At 33.8% G+C, this 16,135-nt stretch carries 19 protein-coding genes; 11 read left to right on the forward strand and 8 right to left on the reverse strand.

Going from position 1 to position 16,135, the window contains the following annotated elements:
* Positions 1-168: 168 nt before the first annotated feature.
* The gene (locus tag LJE08_RS10105; protein WP_227403109.1) at positions 169-807 is read left to right on the forward strand and encodes a Crp/Fnr family transcriptional regulator; all 639 of its coding nucleotides are present in this window, start codon (positions 169-171) and stop codon (positions 805-807) included.
* Between the two features lie 19 nt (positions 808-826).
* On the opposite strand, the gene LJE08_RS10110 is transcribed toward LJE08_RS10105, so the two are convergent.
* From LJE08_RS10110 to LJE08_RS10130, 5 genes are all read right to left on the reverse strand, one after another.
* Complete coding sequence (locus LJE08_RS10110; protein ID WP_227403110.1) at positions 827-2,167, reverse strand: MATE family efflux transporter; 1,341 nt, start codon at positions 2,165-2,167, stop codon at positions 827-829.
* Positions 2,164-3,498 (reverse strand): MATE family efflux transporter, encoded by a 1,335-nt coding sequence (locus LJE08_RS10115; RefSeq protein ID WP_227403111.1) that lies wholly within the window; start codon positions 3,496-3,498, stop codon positions 2,164-2,166. Before LJE08_RS10115 ends, LJE08_RS10110 begins: the two co-directional genes overlap by 4 nt.
* A 71-nt stretch (positions 3,499-3,569) precedes the next feature.
* Positions 3,570-3,791: a hypothetical protein gene (locus LJE08_RS10120; protein WP_147346806.1), complete on the reverse strand. Its 222-nt coding sequence runs from the start codon at positions 3,789-3,791 to the stop codon at positions 3,570-3,572.
* A 186-nt stretch (positions 3,792-3,977) separates the two neighbouring features.
* Positions 3,978-4,370 (reverse strand): Rpn family recombination-promoting nuclease/putative transposase, encoded by a 393-nt coding sequence (locus LJE08_RS10125; RefSeq protein WP_227403121.1) that lies wholly within the window; start codon positions 4,368-4,370, stop codon positions 3,978-3,980.
* 280 nt (positions 4,371-4,650) lie between these two features.
* On the reverse strand, positions 4,651-6,030 hold the full coding sequence (locus LJE08_RS10130; protein ID WP_227403112.1) for a glucosaminidase domain-containing protein: 1,380 nt from the start codon (positions 6,028-6,030) through the stop codon (positions 4,651-4,653).
* Positions 6,031-6,194: 164 nt separating this feature from the next.
* Between LJE08_RS10130 and prfA the strand changes: the two genes are divergently transcribed.
* The 7 genes from prfA (at position 6,195) to LJE08_RS15330 (ending at position 11,640) form a co-directional block, all read left to right on the forward strand.
* Complete coding sequence (gene prfA, locus LJE08_RS10135) at positions 6,195-7,271, forward strand: peptide chain release factor 1 (protein ID WP_117926507.1); 1,077 nt, start codon at positions 6,195-6,197, stop codon at positions 7,269-7,271.
* A complete protein-coding gene (prmC, locus tag LJE08_RS10140; protein WP_186999490.1) occupies positions 7,271-8,119 on the forward strand; it encodes a peptide chain release factor N(5)-glutamine methyltransferase in 849 nt (282 codons plus the stop codon). The genes prfA and prmC overlap by 1 nt, the downstream gene beginning before the upstream one ends.
* A gap of 97 nt (positions 8,120-8,216) precedes the next feature.
* On the forward strand, positions 8,217-8,786 hold the full coding sequence (locus LJE08_RS10145) for a ferritin family protein (protein ID WP_003866202.1): 570 nt from the start codon (positions 8,217-8,219) through the stop codon (positions 8,784-8,786).
* 95 nt (positions 8,787-8,881) lie between these two features.
* Complete coding sequence (locus LJE08_RS10150; protein WP_117926505.1) at positions 8,882-9,748, forward strand: methionyl aminopeptidase; 867 nt, start codon at positions 8,882-8,884, stop codon at positions 9,746-9,748.
* A 48-nt stretch (positions 9,749-9,796) separates the two neighbouring features.
* Entirely contained in the window at positions 9,797-11,134 is a 1,338-nt protein-coding gene (locus tag LJE08_RS10155; RefSeq protein ID WP_227403113.1) for an MATE family efflux transporter, read from the forward strand.
* Between the two features lie 133 nt (positions 11,135-11,267).
* Entirely contained in the window at positions 11,268-11,480 is a 213-nt protein-coding gene (locus LJE08_RS10160; RefSeq protein WP_227403114.1) for a type II toxin-antitoxin system HicB family antitoxin, read from the forward strand.
* Positions 11,481-11,529: 49 nt separating this feature from the next.
* Complete coding sequence (locus tag LJE08_RS15330) at positions 11,530-11,640, forward strand: toxin-antitoxin system HicB family antitoxin (protein WP_368735831.1); 111 nt, start codon at positions 11,530-11,532, stop codon at positions 11,638-11,640.
* A 9-nt stretch (positions 11,641-11,649) separates the two neighbouring features.
* Here the strand turns inward: LJE08_RS15330 and LJE08_RS10170 are convergent, their stop codons facing one another.
* The 3 genes from LJE08_RS10170 to LJE08_RS10180 form a co-directional block, all read right to left on the reverse strand.
* On the reverse strand, positions 11,650-12,357 hold the full coding sequence (locus LJE08_RS10170; RefSeq protein ID WP_227403115.1) for a cell wall-active antibiotics response protein: 708 nt from the start codon (positions 12,355-12,357) through the stop codon (positions 11,650-11,652).
* Positions 12,354-12,788, reverse strand: a complete 435-nt coding sequence (locus tag LJE08_RS10175; RefSeq protein ID WP_227403116.1) for a LytTR family DNA-binding domain-containing protein — start codon at positions 12,786-12,788, stop codon at positions 12,354-12,356. The genes LJE08_RS10170 and LJE08_RS10175 overlap by 4 nt, the downstream gene beginning before the upstream one ends.
* A 104-nt stretch (positions 12,789-12,892) precedes the next feature.
* Positions 12,893-13,030, reverse strand: a complete 138-nt coding sequence (locus tag LJE08_RS10180) for a type II toxin-antitoxin system YoeB family toxin (RefSeq protein ID WP_227403117.1) — start codon at positions 13,028-13,030, stop codon at positions 12,893-12,895.
* A gap of 167 nt (positions 13,031-13,197) precedes the next feature.
* Here LJE08_RS10180 and LJE08_RS10185 point away from each other — a divergent pair, with 167 nt between their 5' ends.
* The 3 genes from LJE08_RS10185 to tnpA form a co-directional block, all read left to right on the forward strand.
* Positions 13,198-15,345 carry a Tex family protein gene (locus LJE08_RS10185; RefSeq protein ID WP_227403118.1) on the forward strand — a complete coding sequence of 716 codons (2,148 nt, stop codon included), beginning with the start codon at positions 13,198-13,200 and terminating at the stop codon, positions 15,343-15,345.
* An 83-nt stretch (positions 15,346-15,428) separates the two neighbouring features.
* Positions 15,429-15,779, forward strand: a complete 351-nt coding sequence (locus LJE08_RS10190; protein ID WP_227403119.1) for a hypothetical protein — start codon at positions 15,429-15,431, stop codon at positions 15,777-15,779.
* Positions 15,780-15,873: 94 nt separating this feature from the next.
* Positions 15,874-16,135, forward strand: a 262-nt coding sequence (gene tnpA, locus LJE08_RS10195; protein ID WP_227403120.1) for an IS200/IS605 family transposase, incomplete at its 3' end; no start/stop codon positions are given.

Raw genomic sequence — 16,135 nt, forward strand, 5'->3', positions numbered from 1 at the left:
CATGGAAAGACACAAAATTTTATGAATTAGGCTTGATTTTTATTATCTAATTTTTATTTAAAATTTGAAGATCATTGATAATAACATATGTTACCTATAATTTTTGTGGAGTATGTTATACTGAGTTAACTGAAAGAGAAAGGGTAACTTATGGTCAGCAATTATTTGGTGAAATTTCTTGAAGAAAAAGAAGTACCTACAATCACAAAAAAAAGACACACATATTTAACGTATTATGGTTTAGAACAACAAGATACGTACGTGTTAAAAGAAGGTATTGTTAAGACTAGTATAATTTTGCGTGATGGAAGAGAATTTAATATTTCTTATATTAAAGGACCAGATATTATTTCATTATTAAAAGATGAAGTAAGTCAATATACATCAGCTCCATTTAACGTTCGTATTGAGAGTGAAACGGCTACTTTTTATCGTATTCCAAGAGTGTTATTCTGGGATTTTGTAAATCAAGATCCAGAGTTAAAAGAGTATGTGAATTCATATTATCGTACTAAATTAACGGAAGCTATTTTTAGACAACAACTTATGACTATGAATGGTAAAAATGGAGCAGTGTGTGCTTTTATCTATCAATTGATTCCTATATTCGGAAGAAAAGTAAAAAAGGGTATTTTAATTGATTTCCAAGTGACAAACGATGATATTGCAGGATTCTGCGGTATTTCTACTAGAAATAGTGTAAATCGTATTTTAAGAGGGTTACGTGAGCAAAATGTAATCTCGATGGTCTATCAGAAGATTTTAATTTTAGACGTAGATTATTTAAAACAATTTGTACAAGCATAATACAAAACAAAGCGCAGAGTTAATAATTCTGCGCTTTAAATGGTTTTATGATTTTTTGATATGAATAGATTAATTGGCTTGCCATTAAACACCAAATAATGGGTTCGCAAAAGCATACACCTAAATATTTAAATGTAGGAACTAAAAATAATGTAAAGACAATTTTTCCAATGAGTTCAATTATACTAGAGAATAAAGGTGTTATTTTATATCCAAAGCCTTGAATCGCATTTCTTAAATTCAATAGTATACTCAATACTATGAAAAATGGAATATTGATTTTTAGATACATGGCGCCATTTTGTAGTACGGCATGCGTGTTGGATCCAGATAAAAGGTGGACTAGATTTTCAGCTGTAAAATAAATAAGTATACTTAAAAAGATGGGATATATAATACCGCAGATGTTTGAAAGACGAACCCCTTTTATAATTCGCTCATAATTTTGAGCTCCCTTGTTTTGAGAGACAAACGTTGCCATTGAGGCTGCCAATGTAGAAAGAGGCAGACAAAATAACGAGATTAATTTTCGAGCAGCCGTATGGGCTGTAATGATTTGAGTGCCTAGACTGTTGATTCCAGATTGAAGAATGATGGTTCCAATGGATACGATTGAAAACATAAACCCCATCGAAAAGCCTTGTCCCAACAAATCATTGATCATATAAGATTTAATTTGGAAATGTTCTTTTCTAGGTATCAAAATTTTAGCTTTTCGCAAAATTAAAAAGAAACAAATTATAGTTGAAATGACTTGGGCAATAACAGTAGCTACAGCTGCGCCAAATACACCCATATCGAGTATTGTGATACATACAATATCAAGCGCAATATTTATAATAGATGAGCAGAAAAGTACAATCAATGGTCTTAGGCTATCGCCAATAGCTCGTAACATACCGGCACCTAAATTGTAGAACATGGTGATGATTAAAAAGGCAGATATGCATCGAATGTAGTTTAATGAATCGTGATAAATACTTTTGGGAGTCTTTAGAATTGTTAATAGATATGGCATCGAAACATAGGAAACGATTGTGATCACAATGGAGATGATCAATCCTAAAATTAGAGATGCTGCAACGCTTTTCTTTAGTTCATTTTCATTTTTAGAACCATAATATCTTGCTGTAACAATACTAAATCCTGTTCCACATCCGTTGGAAAACTGAACAATCAATTCAAAGATAGCGGCAGTAGCACCCATTGCGGCTAGAGCATTGTCGCCTAAGAAATGACCAACTAATAATGTATCGATTGTATTGTAGAGTTGTTGAAATAGATTAGAAAAGAAAAGTGGAATCACAAAGAAAAGGAGTCCTTTTGCGATGCTTCCTTGCGTTAGTGAATGATTTTTCATGAGATCAGCCTCCTTTTTGAATATAATATAAACCAGATTACTAAAATAGTTCCTTTAATAATGCTTGAAATTGAAATGGCCCACCATACTCCATTTACTCCTAAATAGTGAGATAGCAGAATGGCCATAGGAATTCTCGCAGATGTGAATATAATGGATACAATACTAGGTGGCAGAGTTTTACCAAGTCCATTAAAAGCACCTTGTGTAGCTATTTCTATGCACATAAATAGTTGGGAATATCCAAGTATAATTAGATAGTCAATTCCATAAGGAAGGATATTTGTTTCATGGATGAAACATGAGAATATCGGTCCAGGAAGGAAAATTAAAACGGCTGTTGTTAATAATCCCCATAATCCAACCACTAGCATGCCAGTTTTATAACCTTGTTTTACACGATCATAGTTTTTTGCACCATAATTTTGCGAAGTGAACGCATTGATGGATGCGCTGAATCCATCAGCTGCCATCCATGAGATAGATTCAATTTGCGAGCCTACTTTTTGTACGGCAACACTGATAGCTCCAAAACTTGAGATTAGGCGTGCAATGTACATAGAAATACATGTAAATAACATGCTTTGCACAGAGGATGGAAATCCTATTTTTAATATTTCAGAAATATGATTCAATTCTGGTTTTGACAAGATACGGATATTTCTAAATAGATCAAGATTTTTTGCGTTATATAAAAAGACCAAAGTAACAATGATTTGAGCAAGAATTGTTGCGAGAGCCGCACCGATGACTCTAAGATTGAATACGAAGATGAGTACAGGGTCTAAAATTAAATTTAATACTAGACCGGTTGTTGTGGCTATAAAAGTGCTTTTTGAATGACCGGCAGCCGTAAGGATTCCGGTAAAAATCTGATTCACAAAAGAGAATACAATAAAGCCACATGTAATCCATAAATAATTCTGAGCATCTTGAATAATAGCAGGATCTGATAAATTAAATAATTGAATTAAATACTTTTGAAAAACAATAATAATAATTCCATATATAAGGGCAAAAAATAAGGAACTTTGAAAAGCTGCCTGAATATAATTTTTTGTTTGTTCTTGATTATTAGCTCCAAGACTTTGTCCAACCAAGGCTTGTGATCCAATCTTAGGCATGTTCACAAGGCCGTTAGCCAAATACATGAAATTTCCAGATACACCAATACTGGCAACGGCGCCAGAACCTAAAAAACCAATCCACAACATATCAACCAGGTTATAGGCCATCTGAATAAAATACGTTGCCATGATTGGGATTGCTAATAAACTTAATGATTTAAAAATAGGACCATTCAGCAGGTCAACACTCTGATTTTTTTTCATACAGGGAATATTTTAGCAAGTTTTTAAGAATTTTAAAACAAAAGAATGGATGTGATCGCACATCCATTCCATCAAATACTCTTTTTTAGTTCTCTTAATGCATTTAAGTCCAGTCCAACAATCTCAGAGATTTCTTCAAGTGTTTGATTATTTCTTACAAGCATTTTAATTGCTATTTTGATTTGTGTATTTTTTACACCACGCTCAATACCTTGTTCAATGCCTTGCTTGATACCCATCTGGATTCCTCTGTTTGTTGATTCTTCAAACATTTCATAGAATGCTCTGCACACTTTTACATCTCCTTTCTCGCTTTTCTGGTAGATACTCAATAACTTTTAGTTCTTTGTCGCTACATACGCAAAACACAATGCATCACGATTAAACTCTCGATCTAGGTCTTCTTTTAAAATCTGCTTTCTATAGATCAAAAAATTCCTGTGTTGCCTTTTCACCTGTACTATACTTGTGATTTGTGTTTAGCTCAATCTTTTAGCAGCATTCCACTTGGATTCACCTACATATAAGACGACTGTTAAAATCATTGGTAGTCTTGTATGCATAGGTACATGCTTCTTAAAGCATTGACGAATATAACGCATACGAGCAACACTTTCATATTCCATGACTCTTGCGACCATGGATTGATCGATATAGCTTTGGCTTTCAATCACGAACAAATCCAAATATGTACCATCCTCATACTGTTTGATGATATCCACATGCTTACTAGAAACATTCATGACAAGTTCACTGTTTTCATCCTTAAGATATTCAGGCTTCAACACTGGTTGTCCATCAAATAAAAGTGCATTGAAGATCGAGACAAAGTTTTTGGGTTGTCCTAAAAACTTCTTAGACTCAATATCCATCGAATTCAAGATGACTCCTCCTTTCTTCTCTCTCTAATACGAAAAAAAAGGAAATTTTAGAAAAGATGTATATTTTAAAAATTTCACATAATTCATTTTGATTTCACAAGATTTACCAAAGTTATACTAAATTTATGACAACATGGGATGATATTCTATGAGTGCCTTAAAGATAAGGCAATGAATATAGAAATAAACCAATATTCATATCTCTCTCCTAAAAAAAATAATAATAAACAAAAAGGAACCATTCTAGACGCCAACACTAGAATGGTTTCTTTTATTTGAAATCCGATTTCTTGATATATGCATAGCTATTCTTATATTTAGCATTTATATTCAAATGATTATCTTTAACAGGTGCTTCACTTGATATTTTATAGTACCCATACTTATCTTTTAATATATGAATCGATACAATACTTCCTTTTTTATGAGTATAAATAACATCTTTTTTGTTTGGTGCATATACCTTTAAGTCCTTAGATAGTTGTATTATTTTGATTGGATTCTTTTTTTGGTCAATACCATCTTCATCCAATTGATAATAGAAACTAGCCGCTTTTTCTCCCCAGTACGGATCAGAAGCATAGTTCACGTTGATGCCACTTGCCTTATCCCCAAACCACGAACCGTAATATCTTGAATCTTCAGGATTTAGATAACCTTGCTGCAAGAAATTGTAGGCATGTTGTTTTACACAATCTGCTATTGATTTGTATTGATTTGCGTTATCTGGATTTTCATCAATGGCTGCATGACCGAATAAATTATGATATTCAAGCGCATACTGACTAAGTCCTAGACCACTCTCATTTAGGGCAAGCGCATACATCATAGATGCGTTGATTGTGTATTTAGCTTGTATATTAAAAAATACATCGGCTTGATTATAGAGTGCGGATTCATCGTTGACATACGTATTATAAACCGCATGATTCAAATACGACGTGGTTCTGTGTGGAACATATTGATAATAGTTATAGTATGGATTTTTATTGACCTTTTTATCATCAACTAAGTTTTTATAGCTCGTATAAAAATAGTGACCATCATATGAATAATAGGCAGTACCTTCTTTTAAAAATTTTGGGGCAGGACCAATCGCAATAGAATTCGCATTTCCTTGAACAAGATCTGTAGAAATCGTATGAATGAGGGAACCGTTATAAACATAATATGTGGATAAAGTATAAGAATCGTCATATAAGTACAATTCAACATTGTTGATGTCTGCCCATGCTTGTATGCCGCTTATTTTAAAGTGAACCTTCTTTCCGTTAAAGCTGGTTCCTAAATATTGAGCATCTGCACCATAACTTCCATTCACATATCCAGTTTCACCTGTATCTGTTGTGTATTCTGTATTTTCAGTTATGTCTTTCGTCTTTAAATTAACAATGCCAGATTGAAGTCGTAAAATTTTTCCGTTTTCATCTTTTATGCACGCATACTTAGAATCGATTGTATCCATCTTAAAAGATGCGAAGATGTAATGCTTATAGGAAGCTTGTACTTCACTTGTATTTAAATCTTCTACGTAGTATTGTCCGTCTTCAGTGATTTTTAAAATGGTGAAGGGAATAACTATAAATACGAAAATGAGTAAAGTAAGAATAAACACAACTGGTATTTTTTTAACTTTTCTTTTCTGTTTCATACTCATATTATACTCTTATCTTCAAAAATTGCGTAATAGGACAATTTCCATCGACAATACTTGTTCTTTATATTAAAATAGATGGGGTATATCGCTAAAATAAAGCGTTTTTTAAGTGGTAAAACACTCAAGATATAAAAATTATAGAGAAAGGATGTATATTTATGGCAAAAATGGATGAGCGTTTAGAAAAAATGGCTGAGCGTTATTGTGAAATCAATGATTTGATGATGCAAAGTGATGTTGTATCAGATCGTAAGACAATGGCAAAATTGGGGCGTGAACAAAATGAGTTGACACCTATTGTAGAAACATACGAAGAATATAAAAAAGCAGTTGATGAATTAGAAGAGGCAAAAGTTCTTTCAAAAGAGGAAGATAAAGAAATTCGTGAAATGGCACAAATGGAATTGGAAGAATTAGAACCAAAAATCCAAAATTATTTAGACCGTTTAGAATTGCTTTTAGTACCAAAAGATCCTAACGATTCTCATAATGCGATTTTAGAAATTCGTGGAGCAGCTGGTGGAGACGAAGGAAATATCTTTGCCGGAGACTTATTTAGAATGTATTCAAAATATGCAGAGGCAAAAGGTTGGAGAACAGAAGTCATTGAAATGGAAGATAGTGAAGCTGGAGGATTCTCATTGGTTTCATTTAAAGTCAATGGAGAAGGGGCTTATGGAACTTTAAAATTTGAATCTGGTTCTCACCGTGTGCAACGTGTGCCAAAGACAGAATCACAAGGTCGTATTCATACTTCTACTGCAACAGTATTGTGTATGCCAGAAGTAGAGGCAGAAGACTTTGATATTGATATGAACGACTTGGAAATTGAAACAATGCGTTCAAGTGGAGCTGGAGGACAGCACGTTAATAAAACCGATTCAGCTGTACGTATCGTTCACAAACCAACAGGTATTGTAGTTAAGTGTCAGGATGGTCGTAGTCAACATGAAAACCGTGCAACAGCCTTAATGACAATTCGTGCTCGTGTATATGAAGAAAGACAACGTGAATTGGATCAAAAGAACGACAAAGAACGTCGTACAAAGATTGGTACTGGAGATCGTGCAGAAAAGATCCGTACATATAACTATCCTCAAAACCGTGTGACAGATCACCGTATTGGATATACAGTCAATCAGTTAGACCGTATTATGGATGGTCGTTTAGATGATTTAATGGCTGCATTACAGCTTGCAGATCAACAGGCAAAAATTGCTGGAGAAAAAGAATAATGAGTACATATCATTCATTGATCAATGAAGGTAAAGAACGTCTTTATAAGGCTGGTCAAGGTGAACAGGCAGCTCAACTTTTCATGGTAGAGTTATGTCGTCAAAAAAATGTAAATCTATATATTTCTATGGATGAAGAGGCGGATGAACAAATTCAAACGGATTATTTAGAAGGAATTCATTTAATGGAAAATGGAGAACCATTAGGCTATGTATTAGGGTATGAATGTTTCTATGGCTATGACTTTATTGTGAATGAAGATGTTTTAATTCCTAGACCTGAAACAGAAGAACTTGTAGGACTTGTATTATCTAAGTTTGATGATTATTTTGCCGATAAAGATCATGTCAATGTATTTGATGTGGCAACAGGATCAGGTGCAATTGGTATCACTTTAAATCTAGAAGAACCTAGAATGGATGTGATCGCATCGGATATTTCAAAAGAAGCTTTAGTGGTTGCACAAAAGAATAATGAAAAGTTGGATGCCCATGTAAACTTTATTTGTGGAAGTATGTTAGATCCATTTGTAGATCGCGATTTACATTGTGATATTCTAGTTTGCAATCCACCATATATTCCAAGTGAAGAGAAGATGGAACAAAGCGTTGTGGACTATGAACCACACGTAGCTCTATTTGGTGGAGAAGACGGATTAAAATTCTATCGTGATGTATTTGAAAAAGCACATTTAGTATTGAATGAAAAAGCCTTCCTTGCCTTTGAAATGGGATGGGATCAAGGTGAATCTTTATCGAATCTAGCTCGTGAATATTTTGAATCTGCAACGATTACTGTACATAAAGATATGTCAGGAAAAGATCGTATGTTGACGATTGAATTATAATTTAAAAATTGATGAGCAATACATTTGAAATATTGAAATGAATATGCGATATTATATACATAAAAGGAAATAGTATATTTCAAGAGGAGGATTATTTATGAAATATAGATGCTTAATTTGTGGACACATTTATGACGAGGAAAAAGAAGGCGTAAAATTCGCGGATCTTCCTGCAGATTGGAAATGTCCAACTTGTAAACAACCAAAAGAAAAATTTGTTCCAGTAGAAGACGAAATGACTTGGGCTGCTGAACACGTGGTAGGAGTCGCAAAAGATGTTGATGAAGACATTAAAAACGATTTACGTGCTAACTTCGAAGGTGAATGCTCAGAAGTAGGTATGTACTTGGCAATGGCTAGAGTTGCTCACAGAGAAGGATATCCAGAAGTTGGATTGTATTATGAAAAGGCAGCTTGGGAAGAAGCAGAACATGCTGCAAAATTTGCTGAATTATTAGGCGAAGTTGTTACAGATTCAACTAAGAGAAATCTTGAAATGCGTGTAGAAGCTGAAAATGGTGCGACTGCAGGTAAAGTTGATTTAGCTACTCGTGCTAAAAAGGCAAACTTAGATGCAATTCATGATACAGTACACGAAATGGCTCGTGATGAAGCTCGTCATGGTAAGGCATTTGCTGGATTATTAAAACGTTATTTTGGTGAATAATGCATTTAGAAGCTTCTGAATCAATCGGAAGCTTTTTTTCTTGTTTTCGTGTATAATAAGTTGTGTCTAACGAATATATAGAAAGAAGGATCAAGATGATTGGTAAGAATAGTCCATGTTGGTGTGGTTCTGGTAAAAAATATAAACATTGTCATGAAGAATGGGACAATACAATTAATGTATTAAAACTACAAGGAAAAATTGTTCCTAGTCATAATTTAATCAAGTCGGAAGAAGATATTAAATGGATCAAGAAAGCGGCTAAAATCAATAATGCAGTTCTTGATTTAGTTGGAGAAAAAATCTGTGCAGGTATGACGACAGAAGATATTGATAAATTAGTATATGATTATACAACAAGTCATGGTGGGATTCCTGCATGTCTAGGTTATGAAGGGTTCCCTAAGAGTGTTTGCACATCTATTAATAATGAAATTTGTCATGGTATTCCAAGCGAAAAAGTCGTATTAAAAGATGGCGATATTATAAATGTAGACTGTACTACCATTGTACATAAACACTTTGCGGATGCATCTAGAATGTTCTGTATTGGTCATGTAAGTGAAGAGGCAAAACGCTTAGTTGAAGTGACTAAAGAATGCTTAGAAATTGGTAAAGAAGCCGTACGTCCTTGGGGATACATTGGAGATATTGGTGCTGCTATTCAAGAACATGCACACAAAAATGGTTACAGTGTTGTTGTTGATTTTTGTGGACACGGTGTTGGTAATGCTTTCCATGAAGATCCATATGTACATCATGTAGGAATTCGTAATACAGGTATGGTTATTGCACCAGGTATGGTCTTCACTATTGAGCCTATGATCAATCAAGGAACGCGTGATTTATACATTGATAAAGATAATGGATGGACATCTTACACAAAAGATGGAAAGTTATCGGCACAATGGGAAAACACAATTCTAGTTACAGAAAAAGGAATTGAAGTATTAGCTTGGTAAGAAGTCAATAAAATGACTTCTTTTTTGATGAGGTTTAAAAAAGGGAATATGCAAAAGAGTATGATTGAGGGGAATACTTTAAAACTCATTTTGAATTTTAGTATTCCATTATTATTAGGAAATTTATTTCAACAATTTTATAACGTTGTTGATGCGGCTATTGTTGGGCAAACACTAGGGTCTTATGCATTGGCAGCCGTAGGCGCAAGCAGTAGTGTGCAGTTTTTGATTCTAGGATTTTGTATGGGAATATGCCAAGGCTTTTCGATTATGGTTTCGCAAAGTTTCGGCGCAAAAAGACTCGATGAAATGCATACTTATATTTATGCAGGAGCTGCATGGACAGCCATTACAGCTTTTGTGGTATCCATCTTAGTCGTTGTATTTTGTGCAGACATTCTTCACATTTTACAAGTCAATGATGAAATCTTTAAAGATGCCTATGCCTATTTAGTTGTCATATTTGCAGGGATACCATTTACATTACTCTATAATTATTTATCGGCTATATTAAGAGCTATTGGAGATTCAAAAACACCCTTTTTCTTTTTAGCTTTTTCCGCTGTTTTAAATATTGGCCTTGATTTTTTCTGCATTCTTGTTTTGAAATGGGGATGTGCAGGAGCTGCCATCGCAACCATTTTTGCGCAAGCCGTAAGTGGCATTTTTTGTTTCTTATTAATTGCGTTTAAGGTCAATGTTTTACATATACCTAAATCAAGTCGTTATGTGGATAAGCAACATTCTCTAAAACTACTTGCCATGGGCGTTCCTATGGGTTTACAGTTTTCGATTACAGCCATAGGTTCTATGGTCATGCAGTCGGCTAACAATGCTTTGGGAACCATTTATGTTTCTGGTTTTACGGCAGGTATGCGCATTAAATCGTTGATGATGTGTCCATTTGATGCATTAGGTGCAGCTGTTTCTACATTCCTTTCCCAAAACTATGGAGCTTGCAAGTTAGAACGAATCCATGATGGATATCATAAAGGTGTAATGGTGAGTATTTTATATGGTGCATTCGCCTGTGTCGTAATGGTTTTCTTTGGAAGAATTTTAAGCATGATGTTTGTGAGCGCCAATGAATCACAAGTGTTAGATGCGAGTGCGTTATATTTAAGAAGAATGGGCTATTTCTATCCTGTACTAGGGATTTTGATCACAACAAGAATGTCCGTTCAAGGCCTTGGCTATTCTGCTCGAGCTATGCTTGCAGGCTTTGTAGAAATGATTGCACGCTGCATTGTGGCATTATGCTTTGTTCCTATTTTCAAATATAATGCAATCACATGGGCCGATCAAGCAGCATGGGTTGCAGCTACACTTGTATTGATTCCATTGTGGCTCAGTGCAATGCGTGCGGTTCAAAAGAAAATGAGTTAAATTAGAAGTCTAAATGACTTCTTTTTTTGACTTTTAATATCTTTTTCATATACATCTAAGGTAGAGATCATTAAAAATATGATTGACACCAAATACCAGGTGAAAAGATATCTTCTTGGGATAAGTTGTTAAATTGGATCATGATATTCATTTTGAAGATATAGTTAAAGTAATGAAAGAATATGGATATGAGATCAAACAACCTAAAGGTGGTTCGAGTCGTTGCTCATTTGTAAAACCTGGATGTATGACATGTTCAGATTCATTAGATGACTTATTAGAACTTGCCAAAGACGCAAAAGAAACATGGAATTTAGGAAGATGGGAAAGAGATTTCGCTTCCTAGTGATCTACAATCGTATTCAGGACAACTTAAATTAAGAATACCCAAAAGGATTCATAGATTCTTATCCATGCATGCCAAAGAAGAAGGCATTAGTATGAATCAATATTGTTTGTATCTTCTCGCAAAAAATGATACAGAATATAAAAAAGAAAGACGTTAATTGTCTTTCTTAGATATAATGGATTTCAACTCCACCAAAATGAATACGCCCTGTGATATTTAATGTAGGATAGCCACTAGATGATGGCTGTCCTTTTTCATCAACTCCACCAAAGAAGGCACGAACATGACTTTGTACACTCCATTCTTTAGGTACATAGAGTTCAATACCTGTAAAATTTCCATCGATTTCAATCGTAGCTTGATTTTGAATGGTAGCCTGATCAAAATAGAGTTTCAATCCTGAAAATTTAGAGTCAATGGTCACATATTGTAAATCATTGGTTTGAATATATTGAACTTTTTCACCAAAACTAGAAGTAATATTGATGATAGAATTTGTTGAATATTCTACATCTTCTGTATCGTCATCACCAAAATTGATTTCAATTTGTTTGTTGACTTTAATATGGCTTTTTTCAGGATGGAAAATACTAGTTAATCCCCAAGCTAATAGCCAAGTAGCTAATAATAGAAGCCATAAAGAAATTTCTTCAAAACCTAAATCTTCTCTGAATAAATAGAAAATAATCGCAATTCCAAATAGTGGACTGTAGAAGCTTCTTTCTTTGATTCCATCGATAATAACAGATAGACAGATTAGAGTTCCAATGATTTTCCATAGACTGAATGTAAATGGTAGAAAACCAAATAAGTTTCCAAAAATTAATATGGCACCTAGAATACAAATTATGCCCCAAAACCAATTTCTTTTCATAAATGATTCCTTCTTTCTTTTAATACTTTGTAGTACATTCTTGATACATAGACTTGTTTATGACTATTTTGAAAAGTAATGAGATGACTCGATACGGAATGAGACAGAGAGTAAATTCTCTGTATATTCACAATTGTAGATTTAGAGATCCTTAAAAAGGAATTCGGCAATATATTTTCTAATTCATACAACTTCTGTGTTGTAGAAAACATATCGCTGACAGTATGCGCATAGACTGTTCCATTATCACTCTCAAAGAATAAGATCGCATCTAAATCTAGATAATACTCCGTATCTTGTTTAAAGAATTGTATACTCGGCTTTGATTTAAAATTTGAAATCAATTGTTTCAATTCCTCAGTATATTCTTTTGTACGTATGACAATTTCATCTTCGTTTAATGAATCATCAATCTCAATTCTTACTTTCATGGCTTTATTATTCCACAAGGAATATTAAAAGTATAGTCATGAAAAGTATGTGGTTAAAATATAAGACTAAGTGGTCAAGAAAAAAGAAGTGAAAATTCACTTCTTTAGTGGTCAGTATAATGTTGCCTGCAACTAATTATATATATAGCTTCTTCATCAATTTTATATATTAATCTATCTTTATCATTAATTCTGCGACTCCATAAACCTTTAAAGTTTCCAATCAAACGATGAGACTTCAAACATCATTGCTAAAAATATTGAAATAATGTCGTTTTATGTGAAATTAAATATTGAAATAACGACATTTATCTTGTTGACAACCAAATTATGTAAAAAATATTCACATGTAGTAAGACGAAGATTTTTAATTTTTGGTATAATAATAGGGTTGAAATGAGGTTTTACTATGGATGAAAATATAATTTCCTTAATTGCGAAAGAATTGAATATTTCAATTTCGCAAGTTAAGAATACATTGGAATTATTAGAAGAAGGAGCTACAGTTCCTTTTATTGCACGTTATCGTAAAGAGCGTACAAAAGGTTTGGACGAAGAACAAATTCGTGTCATTCAAGAAAATTATGCGTATCAAGTGAATTTAGCTAAGCGTAAGGAAGAAGTCTTAGCTCGTATTGAAACATTAGGGAAATTGGATGATGAAATTATAAAGAATGTCAACGCATGTACAAAATTATCACAGGTAGAAGATATTTATCGTCCTTACAAACAAAAGAAAAAGACGCGTGCAAGTGTTGCGATTGCCAATGGTCTACAGCCACTAGCCGATACTTTTATGTCTTTTCCTCGTTATTTTAAAGAAACAGAATTAGATGCCTACATTAATGAAAACGTAAAAGATCGTGAAGCTGCTATTCAAGGTGCATGCGATATCATTGCCGAAAAAGTGAGTGATGATGTGGATGTGCGCAATAAAATATTGGATTCAATGACAAATTTTGGTCGTATTGTTGCAAGCGAAAAGAAAGATCATGAAGATGATCATAAAGTCTATAAGATGTATTATGACTATTCAGAAAGAGTGAATACATTAGCACCGCATCGTGTTATGGCTATTGATCGTGGTGAAAAAGAAAAAGTATTAAATGTTTCGATTTCCTTTAACGAAGAATATATCGAAAATTGGGTATGTCGAAGATTTATTCGCTTTACTAACAGTGGTACAAGTGAGTATGTTCGTGCTGCCATTTTAGATGGCTTAAAAAGACTTGCCTATCCTTCCATTGAAAGAATGGTTCGTTCAGCTTTAAGTGAAAAGGCACATGAATCAAGTATTGATGTATTCTCTATGAACTTAGAAAAACTTTTACTTCAACCACCCATGAAAGATAAAGTGATTCTAGGCTTTGATCCTGCCTTTAGAACCGGATGTAAATTGGCTGTTATTGATGCATCGGGTAAGAAATTAACTGTCGATGTGATTTATCCACATCAGCCAAATGCGAAAGTAAGAGAGTCTGAACAAAAATTAGTTCAATTATGTAATGAATATCATGTGAATTTAATTGCGATTGGCAATGGTACGGCAAGTCGAGAAAGTGAAGCTTTCGTTGCGAATACAATCAAAAAATTTAATTTACCAGTATCTTATACCATTGTTTCTGAAGCAGGTGCTAGCGTATATAGTGCTTCTAAATTAGCTATTGAAGAATTCCCAGACTTACATGTTGAGCAAAGAAGTGCCATTTCTATTGCGCGAAGATTGATGGATCCACTTTCAGAACTAATCAAGATTGACCCTCAATCGATTGGTGTTGGTCAATATCAACATGATTTGCCAACCTCAAGATTAAAAGAACGTTTGGATTTCGTAGTTGAAAAAGCTGTTAACCGCGTGGGCGTAAATATCAATACAGCCAGTGTTTCTTTACTTAAAAATGTTGCGGGATTAAATAATGCGAGCGCATCAAGTATTGTGTCATATCGTGAAGAGAATGGAAAAATTGAATCGCGTACACAAATTAAAAAGATCCCTAAGATTGGTCCAAAAGCCTTTGAACAAGCAGCTGGATTCTTGCGTATTGAAGATGGAAAAGAACCGTTGGATCGTACAAGCATTCACCCTGAATCGTATAAGGCAACGAAAGTATTGTTGAAAGAATTAGGCCTGGATACTTCTAATTTGGGAACACAAAAGGCAAAAGACGTGATTTCTAATTGTGATACAAAACAATTGATGCAAGACACAGGCTTAGATAGTTATACATTGAAGGATATCTTAGATGCGATTTGTATGCCACTTAGAGATTATCGAGATAAATATGATGCGCCATTACTAAGAAAAGATGTATTGGAAATCGAAGACTTACATATTAATGATAAGCTAGAAGGTACAGTTCGTAATGTGGTTGACTTTGGTGCCTTCGTAGATATTGGACTACACGAAGATGGTTTAGTTCACGTTTCAAAGATGAGTACAAAACGAGTAAAACATCCAAGTGATGTTGTTTCTGTAGGAGATATTGTTACGGTATGGGTATACAATATTGACCAGGAGAAACAAAAGGTACAACTAACAATGGTCAATCCAAATTGACAATCAACAAACCGAGGTTTATTATCGTTACTAAAGTAGGACAACTCTTTGTTGTCCTTTTAATTTAAGGGAAGAGGATTATTATGAATATCACAACCATTATTACACAAATGACTATTTTATTATTGATTATGATTGTTGGTTTTGTGGGAGCTAAAAAGAACATCTTTAATGATGAAGTAAATGTATATGCATCAAATATCTTGTTAAAAATCGGGATTCCAGGCTTGATTATTAGTTCAGTTAAAAATGGATCTCCATTTACAGGACACGAATTATTCAATGCACTTGTTATTTTTTCAATATTTGTGATATTTACAGGGATTGTCTCTAAAGTTATTGTAGAAGTTTTACGCATTCAAGAAAGTAAAGCCCTTTGGCAATTTATAAAGCAATCTAAGAACACTCGTGACTTTAGTTATGAGATGAATTAGATGTGCAGATGTTAGATAAATAATTTAAAAATAAATGATAAATATAGTGATTTGAATATATACGTATGTTATAATATAGATAAGGTAAAAACACATGGAAGTTGTTAAAGGTAGAGGCTATGTCTATTCAATACAGTATCATATTGTATGGTGTGTAAAGTATCGTCGTAATATCTTGAATGGAAAGGTTTCAACAAGATTAAAAGAGCTGCTGACTCAGATTTCAAAGGATAATGGTTTTCAAATCCTTGAAATGAATATGGATGAGGATCATATCCATATGCTTATCAATTGTACGCCACAGCATTACATTCCAAATATTATAAAAGCTATGAAGGGTGTATCAGCCAGACTCT

The sequence above is a fragment of the Holdemanella sp. DFI.5.55 genome (assembly GCF_020593575.1).
In the GTDB taxonomy this organism is placed as follows: domain Bacteria; phylum Bacillota_I; class Bacilli_A; order Erysipelotrichales; family Erysipelotrichaceae; genus Holdemanella; species Holdemanella hominis.

Excerpts from the sequence above, each read along its gene's own strand:
- LJE08_RS10110 (WP_227403110.1), bottom strand. The coding sequence starts at position 2,167 with ATGAAAAATCATTCACTAACGCAAGGAAGCATCGCAAAAGGACTCCTT.
- LJE08_RS10115 (WP_227403111.1), bottom strand. The coding sequence starts at position 3,498 with ATGAAAAAAAATCAGAGTGTTGACCTGCTGAATGGTCCTATTTTTAAA.
- LJE08_RS10125 (WP_227403121.1), bottom strand. The coding sequence starts at position 4,370 with ATGGATATTGAGTCTAAGAAGTTTTTAGGACAACCCAAAAACTTTGTC.
- LJE08_RS10130 (WP_227403112.1), bottom strand. The coding sequence starts at position 6,030 with ATGAAACAGAAAAGAAAAGTTAAAAAAATACCAGTTGTGTTTATTCTT.
- prfA (WP_117926507.1), top strand. The coding sequence starts at position 6,195 with ATGGCAAAAATGGATGAGCGTTTAGAAAAAATGGCTGAGCGTTATTGT.
- prmC (WP_186999490.1), top strand. The coding sequence starts at position 7,271 with ATGAGTACATATCATTCATTGATCAATGAAGGTAAAGAACGTCTTTAT.
- LJE08_RS10145 (WP_003866202.1), top strand. The coding sequence starts at position 8,217 with ATGAAATATAGATGCTTAATTTGTGGACACATTTATGACGAGGAAAAA.
- LJE08_RS10150 (WP_117926505.1), top strand. The coding sequence starts at position 8,882 with ATGATTGGTAAGAATAGTCCATGTTGGTGTGGTTCTGGTAAAAAATAT.
- LJE08_RS10155 (WP_227403113.1), top strand. The coding sequence starts at position 9,797 with ATGCAAAAGAGTATGATTGAGGGGAATACTTTAAAACTCATTTTGAAT.
- LJE08_RS10170 (WP_227403115.1), bottom strand. The coding sequence starts at position 12,357 with ATGAAAAGAAATTGGTTTTGGGGCATAATTTGTATTCTAGGTGCCATA.
- LJE08_RS10175 (WP_227403116.1), bottom strand. The coding sequence starts at position 12,788 with ATGAAAGTAAGAATTGAGATTGATGATTCATTAAACGAAGATGAAATT.
- LJE08_RS10185 (WP_227403118.1), top strand. The coding sequence starts at position 13,198 with ATGGATGAAAATATAATTTCCTTAATTGCGAAAGAATTGAATATTTCA.
- LJE08_RS10190 (WP_227403119.1), top strand. The coding sequence starts at position 15,429 with ATGAATATCACAACCATTATTACACAAATGACTATTTTATTATTGATT.